Genomic DNA, 15,654 nt, shown 5'->3' with positions numbered 1-15,654 from the left:
CACAACGGTCCACGGGCGGGCGGCTAGGGGAGGGAGACCTTCGCCGGGGTACGGCCGCCGAACAGCAGCGCCACGGCGTCGCTGACCGCCTGTACCCCCTCCTCGAGGGTGCGGCCGGGCGGCAGACTGTAGGTCACCACGACCACGTACCGTTCGGCCGGTCCGGCGAAGCCCGCCGTGTGCGTGATCCAGTGCTCGCCGCCCGGATCCGGCTTGACCGCCCAGCCGTCCTTGTTACCCGGCCGTAGCTGGGGTCCCGCCGCCCACACGCCCCAGTGCTGGTTGTCGGCCACCCCGCGCAGCGTGTTGACCAGGTACGCGCGGTCGTCGGCGTGCAGGCGGTTGCCCAGCACGTACGTCATCAGGTGGTCCAGGTCGTCGGCGGTGCAGCGCAGGTTGCGCCAGTACGTCTCCCGCCCGGCCACCACGGCCAGCGAGGTCATGCCGTACCCGGTGCGGAACCGGTCGAGCATCTGTGGCCCGTCGTACCGGTTCCAGAGGCTGTCGGTCGCGTCGTTGGACGACTTCTTGAGCATGTCCGCCATTGCCTGACGGTCGGCGTCGGTCAGCTGGATCTTGCCGGCGCGATGGCGTTCGAGCAGCGTCGTCGCGATCGCCAGCTTGATGGTCGAGCCGGTCCACATCGGGTCGCCCGTCGCGCCGGTACGCCAGACGGCGCCGGTCTGTCGGTCACGCATCACGACGCCCATCCGGCCGGCGCGGTTGCGGACGTGCGCCGCGGTGGCCTCGAACCGGGCCCGCTGCGCGCAGTCCCAGCCGTCGCCGCAGGCGGCCGCGGACGGGCTCGGGGCCGCATCGGCCGCGCCCGCCGGGGCGGTCGGGACCGAGGCGGCCAGCGGGCTGGCCTCCGGCGCCGGCGACCAGTCACCGGTGGGCGTGCTCGTCATCCCGCCACGACCGCAGGCCGCGAGCACGAGCAGCGTGGCGATGGCGAGAACGCAGAGACGGGTACGCATGACGGATGGCACGCTACCGGTTGAGCGCACCCGCCACAGGCCCTGCGGTTGGACATGATCATCACAATTTTCCCGAAGTCGTGGCCTCGGGGGACGTCGTCAACCTGTGAGCCGGATCGTACCGACGGTCCCGGACGTTGGACATCACGTCCGGGGCCGTCGGCTGTGAGATGGGACCGCCCGGGGCGTCGACGCCCAATGAATCCAGTACGCTCGTACTGCTAGCTTTCCGGAGAGGAGCGCCCCAGCCGATGGCGAAGATCAAGGTTGAGAACCCGGTCGTCGAGCTCGACGGCGACGAGATGACCCGGATCATCTGGAAGCAGATCCGCGACCAGCTGATCCTGCCGTACCTCGACGTCAACCTCGAGTACTACGACCTGTCGATCCAGTACCGCGACCAGACCGATGACCAGGTCACGATCGACGCGGCCAACGCGATCAAGCGCCACGGCGTCGGCGTCAAGTGCGCCACCATCACGCCGGACGAGGCGCGCGTGGAGGAGTTCGGCCTCAAGAAGATGTGGCGGTCGCCCAACGGCACGATCCGTAACATCCTCGGCGGCGTCGTGTTCCGCGAGCCGATCATCATGTCCAACGTGCCGCGGCTCGTCCCCGGCTGGACCAAGCCGATCATCATCGGCCGGCACGCGCACGGTGACCAGTACAAGGCAACCGACTTCGTGGCGCCCGGCCCCGGCACGATGACCGTCACCTTCACCCCGGACGACGGCAGCGCCCCCATGGAGTTCGAGGTCGCCAAGTTCCCCGGCGGCGGCGTCGGCATGGCGATGTACAACTACGACGACTCGATCCGCGACTTCGCGCGGGCGTCGTTCCGGTACGGACTGGCCCGCAAGTACCCGGTCTACCTGTCGACGAAGAACACGATCCTCAAGGCCTACGACGGTCGCTTCAAGGACCTGTTCGCCGAGGTGTTCGAGGCGGAGTTCGCCGAGGAGTTCAAGGCCGCCGGCATCACGTACGAGCACCGGCTCATCGACGACATGGTCGCCGCCGCCCTGAAGTGGGAGGGTGGCTTCGTCTGGGCCGCCAAGAACTACGACGGTGACGTGCAGTCCGACACCGTCGCGCAGGGCTTCGGCTCGCTGGGCCTGATGACCTCGGTCCTCATGACCCCCGACGGCCGCACCGTCGAGGCCGAGGCGGCGCACGGCACGGTCACCCGGCACTACCGGCAGTGGCAGAAGGGCGAGAAGACCTCGACCAACCCGATCGCGTCGATCTACGCCTGGACCCGGGGTCTCGCGCACCGCGGCAAGCTGGACGGCACCCCGGCGGTCACCGAGTTCGCCGACACCCTGGAGCAGGTCATCGTCGACACCGTCGAGGGCGGCCAGATGACCAAGGACCTGGCGCTGCTCATCTCGCGTGACGCGCCGTGGCTGACCACCGACGAGTTCATGAACGCGCTCGACGAGAACCTGGCGCGCAGGCTCGGCGCCTAGCGACGGCTGGTGCCTTCTAGGCGCTTCGTCGCTTTTTGAGCGGTATATACATCGGCCGATCTGCTGAGGACTCCCCGGCAGATCGGCCGACGTTTATCGGGCGAACGGTCGCGTCACCGCATAGCCGGATACGTCGTTTAAATCAACGTGGGCGCGATGCAAATCGCGGCCGATACGGATGACTCGGGCAGGTCCCCGCCACGGCGTTCGCGCCACGGTGTGTCCGGGTCGCTCCGCTCTGGTGATCGCCTGCCGTCCCTTCCAGGCGGGGCCCGGTTGAACCGGGCCCCGCCCCATTGTCCCGGACCGTGTCCGCCGGACGGCGTTCCTGGCCGCGGCGGCGCGAGAAGCCGGACGCGGGGAGCCGGCCGCGGAGGGCGCCCGCGAACCTCGGCGTCAGATTCCCCGGCCGCGCTGGTGCAGCACACCCAGGACGTGCTCGACGCGTACCGCGCCGGTGACGGCGGCGAGGGCGATGGCGGCGCGCGGTTCGCGCCAGTTGGAGCGCAGCGCCGCACGCGTCCAGTGCCAGGCGTCGCGCCGGTTCCCGGTCGCGGCGGACCAGCAGGCCAGCTGCCCGTACACCCGGGCGGCGCCGGCCCGGCAGGCCCGGATCTCCGGGTGGCGGTCCAGCATCCAGCGCAGCGACGAGACCTTCGTGGCGTACTCGTACGCGAACTGCGACGTCCGACCCCACAGCACCCGTACCAGCGGCTCGTCCACGTGCACGACCGGCGCCCGCCGGGCAGCCCGCAGCAGCAGGTCCCAGTCCTCGTTCTGGGAGCCCGGCGCGTCCTCGGCCACCGGCCCGATCCCGTCGGGTACGTCCACGAGCGACCGCCGGCGGGCCAGGAACGTCGACGCGTGCAGCATCGCCATCCGCGAGCGCGCCAGGTCGTCCACGCCCACCAGGGACGCGCCGGCCAGTCGGGGGGTGACCCGGCCGCCGTACTCGACCTCGATCGCGCAGGTGGCGAACTCGGCGCCGGGCCGGGCGGTGAGGGCCTCGACCTGCCGGGTCAGCTTGCCCGGCGCCCACACGTCGTCGTCGTCGCAGAAGGCGACCAGGTCGGTGTCGAGCGCCGCGATGCCGGTGTTGCGGGCGCCGGCGAGGCCGGGGGTACGGGAGTTCGCCACCACCTCGACCGCCCGGTCCAACTCGGAAACGGGGGACTGGTCGAACACGACCACGACGCGCAGCGGGCCGGGGTAGTCCTGGGCGAGCACCGCGTCGACGGCGCGCCGCAGGAGCTGGAGCCGGTCGCGGGTCGGAATCACTACGCCGACCGACGGCCAGTCACCGGTCACGACCGGTACCCGTACGCGCCCAGCAGCGGCGCGGTCAGCGCCCCGACCAGCCGGCGCTGGCGGGGGCGCAGTTCGTTGCGCCACGCCTCATCGTGCCGCAGCGGTACGGCGCCGACGGTGAAGCGCATCGGGTTGCCGGCGGCGCTGTGCCGGGAGCGCAGGTCCGCGTGCTCGGTACCGTCCGGATCGCTGCGCAGGAACGACAGATCGAGGGCCTCGGCGTCGAGTCCCGCGTACGAAGCGACCGCCCGGACCGTGCCGCGCGGGTCGGCCAGCAGCTCCTCGTACCGGACCCGCCGCACCGGTACCCCGCAGCGGCCCAGCAGGCCGAAGGCGGTGTTGTGGGCGTTCCAGAGCAGGGCGGAGCGGCCCGGCCGGTAGCGCGTCATCTCGCACGCCCCGTCCGCCTCGGGCCGGCTCACCCGCTTGGTCCAGGAGTACGCCACGCCCCGGCTGTCCCGCACCATGTGCACCACGCGCAGGTCGATGCCGGCCGCCTGGCGCAGGCAGTACGCGAGCGCGGCGTGCTTGGAGGAGTCGACGAGCACCCGGGCGCCGGACATCTCGGCGGCGGCGCGGTACAGGCGCGCGTAGTAGTTGGCGTACTCGACGAGGTCGCAGGTGACGGCGCCGGCCGCCAGTCGCGGGACGTGCCGGGTGCGCTCGACCGATCGGCGCAGCGCGAGGATCCGGTCGACGTCCACGTTGTGCCAGCCGCCGAACGCCTCCTCGCCGACGCCGCGCCAGAAGGTGCAGTCGTGGAACGGCTTGTCGCAGCCACACCGCTCGCCGTCGCGGATGTCGCGGTCCCAGAGGTGTACGACCTCGCCGAGCGGACAGACGCCGGGAAGCTCACCCAGCAGGCGTTCGAGCAGCGTGGTGCCGCTACGACCGAGGCCACCCAGGAAAAGAACGCGTACCACTTGCACCCCTTATCTCGTTCTGTAGGTATAACGACGGGTACGCGGGGTGGAGACGAGATGGACCAACGGGTCGTACTCGACGGCGTCGGGATCGACCGCCGTACCGAGGCCGAGGTCGTCGCGTACGTGCGCGACAGCCTCGATCGGGGCAGCGGCGGGCTGATCGCCACGCCGAACGTCGACATCCTGCGGCTGGCCCGGCGCGACGAGGACCTGCGCCGCCAGCTCGCCACCGCCGAGCTGGTGGTCGCCGACGGGGCGCCCCTGGTCTGGGCGTCCCGGCTGGCCCGCGCGCCGGTACCGGAGCGGGTGGCCGGGGCGAGCCTGGTCTGGTCGATCGCCGCGGGCCTTGCGGCCGACGGCCGGTCGCTGTACCTGCTCGGCGGGGCGCCGTCCTTCTTCGGCCGGCTGGAGGGCTCGCACCGGGCGGCCAAGGCGCTCGTCCGGGCGTACCCGGGGCTGCGCATCGCCGGCCACGCCAGCCCCCGGTACGGGTTCGACCGGGACCCCGCCACGCTCGACGCCGTCTGCCGCGAGCTGGTCGAGGCCAAGCCGGACGTGGTCTACATCGGACTGGGCTGTCCCAGGCAGGAACGGCTGGCCGACCGGCTGCGCGGCGACCTGCCCGGCGCGTGGCTGCTCGGCTGCGGCGGCGCGATCGACTTCCTGGCCGGTGACCGGGCCCGCGCTCCGGAGTGGATGCAGCGCTCCGGTCTGGAGTGGGCACACCGGCTGTCCCGCGAGCCCCGCCGGCTGGCGGAGCGGTACCTGCGCCACGACGCCCCGTACGCGATGGGCCTGCTCGTCCGCGCGGCGGTCCGCCGCCGGTAGCGCCAGGAAGTCCGCCGGTGGCGCTACCGGCGATCGTCCTCCGTCCATCTGTCGCGTATACCGCGAAATCGGGCATCGGCCCGGTGCGACGAACAGACCCGCCCACGCGTGTTCTTCTCGGGGAGGACGGCGGGGGAGGCAGCCATGACCGAGGACTTCGACGGGTTCTACGCCGCGCACGTCCGCGCGCTCACCGCGCAGTTGTACGCCTCGACCGGCGACCTGGCCGAGGCGCAGGACATCGTGCAGGAGGCGTTCTGCCGCGCGTGGTCGCGCTGGCCGCGGCTAGCCGAGTATGAAGACCCGCTGGCCTGGGTGCGACGGGTGTCGTGGAACCTGGCGATGAGCCGGTGGCGCCGGATGCGGACGGCGGCCAGATTCCTCGCCGGCCAGCGGCCCGAGTACGCCGAGGGACCGAGCGTCGACCGGGTCGCGCTGGTCGCGGCGCTGGCCCGGTTACCGGTCGCGCAGCGGCGGGCCTTGATCCTGCACTACCTCGCCGGACTGACCACGGCGGAGTTGGCGCAGGAGTGCGGCGCCGCGGAGAGCACCGTGCGGTCGTGGCTGCACCGCGGTCGTACCACGTTGATGACGCAGCTAGCAGAGGAGGTGTCACGGTGAATCAGGACGATGAACTGGGCCGACTGTTCCACGAGGTGGAGGAGGAGGCCTCGGCCTCGGCCGCACCCGCCGGTGCCGAGGCGGTGCGCGGGACGGTACGCCATCGGCGACGGGTGCGCGCCGCGGCGGCGGGAGTCTTCACGATCGCGCTGCTCGCGGTGGGTGGTACCTGGCTCGGCGTGCGGCTCGCCGGGTCCGGCGGCCCGCCGCCCGCCTCCGTCGGCGCCGGCAACACGGCGTCGGATCCGTCGACGGTGGCCGCGCCGGCCCCGGCCGAAGCCGGGTCGGGCACCCCGGCCACCCCGGGGGCCCCGGCGGCGAGGGCGGAGGACACCGGCTCCGGGCAGCCGCGGCGGTGCCACACCGGTGATCTGGCGGGACAGCTCGACGAGTCCGCGGGCGGGGTGGCCGCCGGCTCGGTCTACCTCGACCTCGGCCTGACCAACCGCGCGTCCCACCCGTGCCGGATCTACGGCTTCCCGGGCATGGCGCTCGTGGACTCGTCCGGCAAGTGGCTGCCCACCAAGGTCAGTCGCGACCAGGCCGAGCCCACGCTCATCACGCTGGCGCCTGGCCAGACCGCGTGGGCGACGATCCACTACGCCCATGTCCCCGCCGACGACGAGGCCTTTCCGTGCCAGCCGGCGGCGGTCGGCCTGGTCGTGACGCCGCCGGACGAGACGACGCAGCTCACCGTCAAGGCGAGTGTGGACGACGTCTGCCAGCACGGCCAGATCGCGACGTCACCGATGAGGACCGAGCGCTCGAAATGAACCGGGTCAGCGACGCGGCGGGTTGAAGTACGGCTCGCGGGCCAGCTCGGTGAAGGCGGCCAGCGCGGGCGGGTCGTCGGAGACCCGGAACTCGTTGGTGGGCGTGCCGTTGCCGTTGTCCGGATCGGACTCGAAGTAGAGCGCGGCCCGGATCTGCGGGTTCGCCTTGAACACTTCGGCGGCGTCGCGCAGCCAGGCGGCCCGCTGGGCCGGGCCCCAGGCTCGCGCGACCCCGAACTCACCAATCATGATCGGCTTGGTCGGGTGCTGCGCCGACCAGCGCAGAAAGGGCGTGAGCAGCTCACCGAGGGGCGCGAACCTGGTCCCGGCGTACACGTCGACGCAGACCCAGTCGACCTGGTCGTCGCCGGGGTAGAACGGCTGCGCGTACCCACCGACGAACCCCTCGTTGGTGGGGCACCACACCCAGGACACGTTGGCGGCGCCCTCGGCCGTGAAGATCGAGCGCACGTGCTTCCACGCGGCGATGTAGTCGGCCGGCGACCACATCGCCGCGGCCATGTTCGGCCGGTCCATCTCCCACCGGAAGCGCAGCAGCAGCGGCTTGCCGTACGCCTTCACGGCCCGCGCGCCGGTACGGATGACCTGGTCGTACTGGCCCGCGGTGATGGCCCGGGTGTCGCCGCCGGCCCAACTGATCATCATGGTCGACCCGCGCTCGGTGAACGTGAGGTCGGAGGAGGTGAGCAGGTCCTGGTCGAAGCGGCGGTACGTGTTGACGATGTCCAGCTTCCGCCCGAGCTGCCGCTCCAGCGTGGACACCGCCGCCACCCGCTCCGGCTGGGTCAACTGTGCCGGGCGTACCCACGCGCCCAGGTACGCACCGGAGGCCGGCGCCGTGACCGGCCCCGACTCGAACGGGCCGGTGGCCGTCGCGATCGCCGCCGGGCTGCCGGTCGGGCTGTCAGGCAGCGGCGGCGGCGCCGGTGGTACCGGTTGCTGCGGCGTGGGCCGGCCGCAGGTGGTCAGGACCATCAGCGCGGTGAAGGCGAGGACCAGCGTCCAGCCGACCACCCCGAAGCGTCTGAGCGTCACCGGTCCTCCTCGCAGATCGCGTCCAGTTGCGTGAGCGCCGCGTCGGGGGCGTACCGGCGGGGCATGCGGCGGGCCACGTACAGGACGTCGGTGCAGACCCCGGCCAGCAGCGGTGACCGCGCGGCCAGGTCGTCCACCCACCGGGCGAGGCGGCGCAGCCGGCGACCGCGGTACGCCCCCGGCGGGAAGATCGCGAAGCCGCGCCGTTCGACGATCTCGAAGCCGTGCCGGGCCAGCAGCGTCCGCACCTGGTCGTGGGACAGCTCGGCGAACCACGGGTCGCCGGCGTGCCGGCCGGCGCCGAGGTGCCGCAGCGAACGCCGGTTGCCGTGGTTCTCGATGACGAGCAGGCCGGACGACGGATCCGGCAGCACCGAGGCGGCGAACTCGACCGCCCGGTCGCGAACCTCGTCCGGCACGTTGAGCAGCAGCCGGAACACCGTCACCAGGGCGGGGGCGCCGGTCGTCGCGGGGCGCGGCAGCGGGCCGTCGGCCTCGATGGCGTGCAGCCTGGCGTACAGGCCGGCCTCGCGGGCACGGGCCAGCATCGCCGGTGACGTGTCGTAGCCGTGCGCCGCCCGTACCGCCCCCTGCAGCAGCTTGATCGCCCGGCCGGTGCCGCAGGCGAAGTCGTGCTGCACCGCCCGCCGGTGCGGGAACCCCCGGCGGGCGAGGTCACGCAGGTACGTCCGCTGCCGGGCGCTGACCGCCGAGGAGTACGTGTCGGGCGCGTACATGACCTCCTCGTACCGCTCGACGGCGGCGTCGTCGAGAAAGACTTCGGCGTAGTCGGTCCTCACGATTTCTCCTTTCCGGGGCCCGGGAACAACAGCCCGAGCGGGCGGCGCAGCGGGTACGCCGCGCCGACGTAGCCGACCGCGCCGGCCACCGTGACGGCGGCGCCGGCCGCGGCGAGGACCGTCGGCCGGTCACCCACCACGATGCGGGTCACAAGCGCGGGTACGCCGAAGCAGGCGACCGCGAGCAGGCCGGCCACCCGGGTACCGGCGCCGAACGGGTGCAGGCGCAGCGCGTACCCGATCTGGGCCAGCGGCAGCAGGTTGTTGGTGAGCACGGCGGCGGCGAGCCCGAGCGCCGCGCCCAGCGCGCCGTACCGGGGGATGAGCGTGACGTCCGCGACGACCGTCACGGCCAGCGCTGCGACGACGTTGCCCAGGTTCCAGCGGGTCCGGCCGGCCATGGCGAGGACCATGTCGACCATGCCGCAGGCGGTGGCGACGAGCATCGTGGCCGCCAGGACGGCGGTGATCGTCGCGGCGCCGGCGTAGTGCCCGCCGAACAGCGCGAGGTAGACCGGCGCGTACCCGGCGACCAGCAGGTACAGCGGCCAGGTGGCGAGCACCAGCCAGCACGTCGCCCGCTGGTAGAGCGTCCGCGCCACCTCGGCGTCCCCGGTCGCCAGGCTCTCGGCCAGCCGGGGCTGTACCGCCTGCGAGATCGCCTGGTTGACGAACTGGCCGGCGATGACGAACCGGCCGGCGACGGTGTACAGCGCCGCCGCCGGCAGCCCGGCGAGCGCGGCGACGAGCACGACGTCGACGCGCTGCAGCGCCAGTTGGGCCACGCCGGCCAGCGCCCGGGGCGCGCTGAACTCCCAGAACGCGCGCGCGGTGAACCCGCCGGGATCCGCCGGCGCCGCGGCGGAGTGGCCGGCGAGCGCCCGCAGCGCCCGGACCCCCAGGGCCAGCGTCGGTACGTAGGGCAGCGCCCACGCCAGCGCGAACGCCTCCGGCGATCCGTGGACCAGCCACAGCGTGCCCAGGCCGGCGAGTTGTAGGGCCGGCCGCAGGATGCGGTCGTACCCGACGGTGGGGCGCATCGACCGGTACCCGCGGGTCGCGGCGAGCACCGCGTCGGACAGCGCCGCCGCCGGCAGCACCGGCGCGAGCACGGCGACCAGGCCGCCGGCCTGCCACAGCGCGGCGCCGGTGAGCACCGAGGCGACCGCGACCGGTACCAGCCCGATCCGCAGGCAGCGGCCGACCAGTTCGGGCGTACCGAGCGCGCGCAGCCGCGCCGGCCAGTACACGAGACTGGTCTGGGTGCCGAGCTTCGCGACACCGGTCGCGACGACGAACACTGCCGTGGCGGTGAAGAAGCCGCCGGCGCCGTGCGCGCCGAGGCCGTGCGCGACCAGCCAGGTCGTACCGAGCCCGGCGGCGCCGGTGAAGGCGCTGCCGGCGAGGTTGGCCAGCCCGCCGCGCGCCACGCCACGCATGGGCCCACCGGGCGCGACGCCGCGCACCGGTCGGGCCCCCGCCTGCGTGGCCGGCGCGGTGACCACTAGCGCCACGACGGATCGCGCCCCAGCCACTGGCGCAGCCGCGCGTCGTACGGCGCGAAGTGCGCAGTCAGCCGCTCCCGCAGCTCGGGGTCCATCGGCTGCCGGCTCCGGGCGTTGTGGCGGTCGAAGAGCGGGTACCCCATCCTCGGCAGGCCGAGGAAGTCGATCACCTCGTCGAACACCGGCTCCGGGTCGGCGAAGAACCGCTCGCTGTCCACCACGAGGATGCGTTCCCGCCCGACTTCGGCCGCCAGCCGGTCCAGGTGGTCGGCGTACGCACCGCGGTCGAGGTACGCGTGGTGCTGGTGGGCGAAGCTGTAGTGGTACGGGTCGGACAGCATCCGCTCCGGTACCCCCTGCAGCCGCGACGCCTCCAGCAGCAGCGCCCGCTCGAACGACGGCTCCCATTCGAACCCGCGCGCCACCTCGTGGGCGTGCTGGGAGGCCGCCCGCTCGACCGGGTCGCGGACCAGGACGATCAGCTTGGCGCCCGGCAGGTCGGCGGCGATCCGGGCGGCGGCGTGCGGGTGGTACAGGTAGTACGGGCTGGACTCGAAGGCCTGCGCCGGCACGCCGACCTCCTCGAAGACCCGGTCGACCTGGCGGTACGACGGGAAGTGCGCCCGGTACCAGTGCGGACCCCGGTCGTAGTTGACGTCGAAGTAGTGCACGCCCTTGTGCAGCACCGGCTTGCACACGGCCGGGTGCTGCGAGAGCGCCCGGTACAGCGAGGTCGTACCGCACCGCTGCCCGCCGCTCAGCAGGAACGACGGGAGCACCCGCCGCTCCGCGGTGAGCCGCCCGTAGGTACGTGATCCGATGTGGACGATCCGCTTGACCGGGGCGGGAACGTTCGACCGCCACGACGTCTTCGGTCTCGCGGCCTGCCGGCCCCGCTGAAGGGACAGGTTTCCGGACTTCATAGTTCCTCCACGCGGGTGAGAAGGGCGGGCAGCAGCCATCTGCCGAGCACGCCGAGCCGGGCTCCGGACTCGGCCTGCCGGTCGGCGACGTACCGGGTGGCCAGGTCGATCAGGTACAGCAGGGCGATCGCCTCGGCGGCGGGCTCCTCCCGGACGCCGAACGGCCGCAACAGCTCGCCGGCGCGTCCGAGCATCGCGTCGACCGCGGCGCGGGCGTCCGTGCCGGCGGCCAGCCGTCGCTGCAGGTCGTGGTGCAGGGCGTCGAAGCCCGCCGGTACGCCCGGAGTGAACCGCTCCCAGTCCCAGACCAGCAGCGTGTCGTCGAGGGTGGCCATGTTCCACGGCGCCCAGTCGCCGTGCCAGGCGCCGAAGTCCAGCCGCAGTTCTCCGGCCGCGTCGAGGACCCGCTCGGCGGCGCCGGCCAACTGCCGGCCGTCGGGGGAGTCGGCGACCGCCTCCAGCCGGGTCCGCAGCCGGCTCGCGTACCCGCTGCCGCGCAGCCCGCTGCGCCGGGTACCGCAGCAGCCGGCCAGCTCCGTCATCGCGGTCACCAGCCGGGGCGCGGTCAGCGGCACCCGCTTGCGCCATGTCGGCAGCGCCTCCAGGACGAGGACCTCGTGGTCGTGCCACTGCCCGGTGTGCAGCACCTTCGGTACGGTGATCGACCGCAGCCCGGCGTGGCCGAGCGTGGTGAGGGCGGCGGCCTCGGCCCGTACCAGGCCGCGGGTCAGCGGGTTCGTGCCGAGCTTGACGAACGCGACGGTGTGGCCCCGGGCGTCGAAGACCTGGAGCACCGGCTTGCGGTTGGCCCGGGCCGGTCCGATGTGGACCGACAGGGCCAGGCCGTCGCCGAGGACCCCGGCGAGATGGGCCGGGAAGCTGTCGGTGCCGGCCTGGACCCGTACCCGGTCGCGCAGCAGCAGCGCCGACGCGCCGGTCCGCAGCGCCGCCACGATTGCGGTACGCCCCAGGCGGCCCGTTCTTGTGGTCGGCTCCGCGTACCGGCGTACGGCCGCGGCGGCGACCCGCCGGCTGTCCGCCGGTACCAGCAGTCGGGGCTTGCGGGCGTTCGGCACCACCAGGTACTCGACGGCCGCCGGACCGCTGTCCGGATAGAGCACCGACAGCACCTCGGCCAGGTACTGCGCCCGCAGTTGCTCGTCGTCGCCGGTCAGCGCGGCCGGGGCGGTGTGCATCGGGCTCATCGGGCGGCCACCTGCCGTACCTCGGCGTTGCGCCACAGCAGGGCGAACGCGCAGAACGTGAACGCCAGCGGGGTGACCAGCGCGTTGTACCAGAGCATCGCGGCGAACGTGCTGACGATCGCGGCGCCGGCGGCCAGGCCGATCGGGGAGGTGTCCGTCCGGAACCGCCACAGGCCGTAGAGCAGGAAGCCCAGGTAGGCCGCGGTGCCGAGCAGGCCGTGTGCGAAGAGCAACTGCCACAGCTGCCCGTTGCCGCCGACGGTGAAGTTGCCGCAGCGCTTGCAGTTCGCGCTCTCGCCGACCGTGATCGAGTTGCGGCCGCCCTGGGTGCTGCGGGTGGAGCCGAACCCGATCAGCGGGGACTCCGACAGCCCCTGGAGCGACCGGTCGGTGAGGTACATCCGTACCCCGTTGGACCTGCCGTTGTTCAGCCGCTGGTCGACGATGCCGCCGAGCGGGGTGAACACCAGCGCGCCGGCCAGCAGCGTCGCGGCCACCCCGACCGCGCAGAGCGCCGCGACGCGGCCGTGGCGGGCCAGCCGCAGCGCCACGTACCCGACGATCACGCCGAGCCCGATCCACAGCCCCCGGTTGAGGGAGTGGACGACCGGCACGACCGCGACCGCCAGGCAGGCCAGCCCGAACAGTCGCCGGCTCCTGCGGCCGGCCAGAGCCCAGACCACGAACCAGACCACGAGCAGGCAGACGTTGTTGCCCCAGGTGTTGGTGTACCCCCACGGCGCGGCGGGGCGCGGCCTCTCGGCGCCGAGCAGGTCCATGACCTGGGCCGACGCGGGGTGCACCAGCGAGCGTACGAACGAGTTCTCCCGCCAGTGGTGCGGCAGCAGCAGTTCGATCGCCGAGTTGAACTCGAACCGTCCGGCGAACACGCCGAGCAGGCCACCGGCGACCGTCACCACGAACAGCCAGGCGAGCAGCCGGACCAGCCTGTGCTGGGGGAGCCGGGCCCGGTCGACGTTGCCGAGGTACACCAGCAGCACGGTCAGGGCGAGGTAGCTGACGAACCGGTACCCGACGCCGACCAGGCGGCCGCCGACCGTACCCGGCACGGTGCCCGCCGGGTTCGCCCCGAGCGCGGCGGTGCTGATCACCACGATCGCGAGGAACAGCAGCCAGAGCCCGAAGCCGGGTGGCAACGTCACCCGCCGCCGCTGCCGCACCAGCAGGTACACCATGGGTACGGCGAGCAGCGGGAAGATCAGTACTCCGAGCCCGAGGGCCCACCAGATCGGGTACGCCGCGAGCAGCGCCGTCACCGGCCAGCTCGGCAGCGCCGTTGCCCTGGTCGGCACAGCGTCGCCGAAGTCGTGGTCCCGCGTGTCCCCGGAGGCCACGACGTCGGGCGCGTCGTGACGATCAAGGGGTCGGTCGTGGACGACGGTCACCGTCCGCCGTCCAGCGGGCCGTCCTCGGTGAAGGCGGCCAGCACGCCGGTCGCGGTGGTCTTCCGGGCCGAGCCGACGGTTTCTTCCTTGCGGGGCTCGGCCGCGCCGGTGAGGTCGGCGAACACGTCGCCGTCGTCGTCCTCGTCCACCTCGATCCGGCGGAAGATGACGGTGGGGGAGTCCAGGACCTGGGTCTTCGCGTCGTCGCCCGCCTCCCGCGGTGCGCTCTCGCCGGTCGCCGCGGGCGGCAGCGGCGCGGGCGACGCGACGACCGGGGGCTCCGGTGCCGTCGCCGGCTCCGGCCGGCCCAGGTACGGCAGGACCACGGCGCCGAGCACCGGCGTACCCACCCGCCGCAACTGCTCGGTCGCGTCGACGACCTGGGCGTGCCGGGTGCGGCGTAGCTCCACGGCGAGGATCGCCGCGTCGGCCAGGCTCGCCAGGCTCTGCGCGTCGGCGCTGGACGCGGTCGACGGCGCCTCGATCACCACGTACTCCGCCTGCTGGCGCAGCGTGGACAGCGCGTCCCGCAGGGACTGCGACTGGAGCAGCCCGTTGGCGCTCGCGGTGCTCCCGGTGGTGATCACCCGCAGCGCCGGGGTGCGCGGCGTGCGCTGGGCGGCCTCGGCCAGCGAGGCGCGGTGGGTCAGCAGGTCCGACAGGCCGGGTACCGGCGCCACGTCGAACAGCCCGGTGACCGGTACGGACTCGCCGACGCTGTCGGGTAGCTGGGCGCTGATCAGTACGGTCTCGCCGCCGGTACGGGCGAACGCGGCCGCCAGGTTCGCCGCGACCAGGGTGGCGGCGGCGCCCCGGCTGGCGCCGGTCACCACGATCGTCCGGGTCCCCTGCGCCGGCAGGCTGGCCAGGACCTCGTTGCGCAGCCGCTGGAAGACGCGGCCCCCGACGCCGAACGGCGCGAACACGTCGTCGAAGTCCGGCTTGACGCCGCTGGGCAGGGTCGCCAGTACCTGCACGTCGGTGCGGCGGCCCAGGTCGGCGGCGCGGCGTACCCGGCGGTCCAGGCGCTCGCGCAGCAGCGCGAACCCGACGCTGAGCAGCAGCCCGACGGCGGCGCCGCTGGCCAGGTTCACGAGCACGTTCGGCTTGCTCGGCCGCGTCGGCAGGTTGGCGTCGCGGATGATCCGGCCGGGGTTGACGGTCGTCGTCGACAGCTGGTTGAGCCGGTTGTTGAGTCCGTTGACCTGGCTGATCAGGGTGTCCCGCTCGCTGACCAGGTTGGGTCGGTTCGGGTTGTCCGCGCGCAGCCCGACGAGCTGCCCGTTCACCCGGGCGAGCTGGCCGCCCAGCTCCCGCAGCTTGCCGTTGACGCTGTTCATCTGGTTGGTCAGTTCGGCGGTTGCGCTCTCCTGCCGGGTGGCCAGGTACGCCTGCCCGAAGGCGTGGGAGGCGGCCTGCGCCTGGCTTGGGGTGCTCGCCGAGTACGTGATGACCAGTACCGACGTGTTCGCCGGGACCGTGACGCTCACAGCGCCCGCGAGCTGGTCGGGCGGGGTCGTGCTCTTCATCAGCTTCGCCGCGTTGGCGGCGACCGGCGTCGAGCTGACCAGTTGGGCCTCGGTGTCGAGGTTGATGTCGCTCCTGGTGCGGCCGCCGGCGACCGTGGTGTCCTGGCCGGTGATCGGCTCGACCAGGACCGAGGTCGCCGACTCGTAGGTCCTGGGCTGGGTCTGGGTGTACCCGTACGCCGCGCCCACCCCGGCGAGCACGGTCAGCGCCGCGACCCATGAGTGGCGCCACACCCGACCCATGAAATCTGACAAATCGGCTGCAACCGGCTGCGTCTGATCCATCGGGCGGGGGCTCCCTCGGCGTGAGTTGTACGGCGGCGGGGCG

General features: G+C 73.1%; 14 protein-coding genes. 4 read left to right on the top strand and 10 right to left on the bottom strand.

Annotation, left to right across the window (positions count from 1 at the left end; all coding sequences use genetic code 11):
• Window positions 1-23 precede the first annotated feature (23 nt).
• A complete protein-coding gene (locus Pme01_RS18620; RefSeq protein WP_168116265.1) occupies window positions 24-977 on the bottom strand; it encodes a serine hydrolase in 954 nt (317 codons plus the stop codon).
• A 251-nt stretch (window positions 978-1,228) separates the two neighbouring features.
• Here Pme01_RS18620 and Pme01_RS18615 point away from each other — a divergent pair, with 251 nt between their 5' ends.
• The gene (locus tag Pme01_RS18615; RefSeq protein WP_168116266.1) at window positions 1,229-2,446 is read left to right on the top strand and encodes an NADP-dependent isocitrate dehydrogenase; all 1,218 of its coding nucleotides are present in this window, start codon (window positions 1,229-1,231) and stop codon (window positions 2,444-2,446) included.
• 396 nt (window positions 2,447-2,842) lie between these two features.
• Here the strand turns inward: Pme01_RS18615 and Pme01_RS18610 are convergent, their stop codons facing one another.
• Both Pme01_RS18610 and Pme01_RS18605 read right to left on the bottom strand, forming a co-directional pair.
• On the bottom strand, window positions 2,843-3,754 hold the full coding sequence (locus Pme01_RS18610) for a glycosyltransferase family 2 protein (RefSeq protein ID WP_168116267.1): 912 nt from the start codon (window positions 3,752-3,754) through the stop codon (window positions 2,843-2,845).
• On the bottom strand, window positions 3,751-4,677 hold the full coding sequence (locus Pme01_RS18605; RefSeq protein ID WP_168116268.1) for a sulfotransferase: 927 nt from the start codon (window positions 4,675-4,677) through the stop codon (window positions 3,751-3,753). The genes Pme01_RS18610 and Pme01_RS18605 overlap by 4 nt, the downstream gene beginning before the upstream one ends.
• A 57-nt stretch (window positions 4,678-4,734) precedes the next feature.
• Between Pme01_RS18605 and Pme01_RS18600 the strand changes: the two genes are divergently transcribed.
• The 3 genes from Pme01_RS18600 to Pme01_RS18590 all read left to right on the top strand — a co-directional run bounded on the left by Pme01_RS18600 (window position 4,735) and on the right by Pme01_RS18590 (window position 6,902).
• Entirely contained in the window at window positions 4,735-5,508 is a 774-nt protein-coding gene (locus tag Pme01_RS18600) for a WecB/TagA/CpsF family glycosyltransferase (RefSeq protein WP_168116269.1), read from the top strand.
• Window positions 5,509-5,652: 144 nt separating this feature from the next.
• The gene (locus tag Pme01_RS18595) at window positions 5,653-6,129 is read left to right on the top strand and encodes a SigE family RNA polymerase sigma factor (RefSeq protein WP_168116270.1); all 477 of its coding nucleotides are present in this window, start codon (window positions 5,653-5,655) and stop codon (window positions 6,127-6,129) included.
• Window positions 6,126-6,902, top strand: a complete 777-nt coding sequence (locus tag Pme01_RS18590) for a DUF4232 domain-containing protein (protein WP_168116271.1) — start codon at window positions 6,126-6,128, stop codon at window positions 6,900-6,902. The genes Pme01_RS18595 and Pme01_RS18590 overlap by 4 nt, the downstream gene beginning before the upstream one ends.
• Before the next feature lie 6 nt (window positions 6,903-6,908).
• Here the strand turns inward: Pme01_RS18590 and Pme01_RS18585 are convergent, their stop codons facing one another.
• The 7 genes from Pme01_RS18585 to Pme01_RS18555 are packed head-to-tail and all read right to left on the bottom strand — an operon-like array spanning window position 6,909 to window position 15,611.
• Complete coding sequence (locus tag Pme01_RS18585; RefSeq protein ID WP_239088315.1) at window positions 6,909-7,958, bottom strand: glycoside hydrolase family 26 protein; 1,050 nt, start codon at window positions 7,956-7,958, stop codon at window positions 6,909-6,911.
• Window positions 7,955-8,758 carry a methyltransferase domain-containing protein gene (locus tag Pme01_RS18580; RefSeq protein WP_168116272.1) on the bottom strand — a complete coding sequence of 268 codons (804 nt, stop codon included), beginning with the start codon at window positions 8,756-8,758 and terminating at the stop codon, window positions 7,955-7,957. Before Pme01_RS18580 ends, Pme01_RS18585 begins: the two co-directional genes overlap by 4 nt.
• A complete protein-coding gene (locus Pme01_RS18575; protein WP_239088314.1) occupies window positions 8,755-10,272 on the bottom strand; it encodes a lipopolysaccharide biosynthesis protein in 1,518 nt (505 codons plus the stop codon). The genes Pme01_RS18580 and Pme01_RS18575 overlap by 4 nt, the downstream gene beginning before the upstream one ends.
• Complete coding sequence (locus Pme01_RS18570; RefSeq protein ID WP_168116273.1) at window positions 10,263-11,186, bottom strand: sulfotransferase family protein; 924 nt, start codon at window positions 11,184-11,186, stop codon at window positions 10,263-10,265. Before Pme01_RS18570 ends, Pme01_RS18575 begins: the two co-directional genes overlap by 10 nt.
• Window positions 11,183-12,391, bottom strand: coding sequence for a phosphotransferase (locus Pme01_RS18565; RefSeq protein WP_168116274.1), 1,209 nt, complete (start codon window positions 12,389-12,391; stop codon window positions 11,183-11,185). Before Pme01_RS18565 ends, Pme01_RS18570 begins: the two co-directional genes overlap by 4 nt.
• The gene (locus Pme01_RS18560; protein ID WP_205864168.1) at window positions 12,388-13,797 is read right to left on the bottom strand and encodes an O-antigen ligase family protein; all 1,410 of its coding nucleotides are present in this window, start codon (window positions 13,795-13,797) and stop codon (window positions 12,388-12,390) included. The genes Pme01_RS18565 and Pme01_RS18560 overlap by 4 nt, the downstream gene beginning before the upstream one ends.
• Window positions 13,794-15,611 carry a tyrosine-protein kinase domain-containing protein gene (locus tag Pme01_RS18555; RefSeq protein ID WP_168116275.1) on the bottom strand — a complete coding sequence of 606 codons (1,818 nt, stop codon included), beginning with the start codon at window positions 15,609-15,611 and terminating at the stop codon, window positions 13,794-13,796. The genes Pme01_RS18560 and Pme01_RS18555 overlap by 4 nt, the downstream gene beginning before the upstream one ends.
• Between the last annotated feature and the right edge of the window lie 43 nt (window positions 15,612-15,654).

The organism is Planosporangium mesophilum (genome assembly GCF_016863255.1).
Classification (GTDB): Bacteria; Actinomycetota; Actinomycetes; order Mycobacteriales; family Micromonosporaceae; genus Planosporangium; species Planosporangium mesophilum.
The sequence above is the reverse complement of the archived record's forward strand: the minus strand, read 5'-3'. Positions and strand labels throughout refer to the sequence as shown.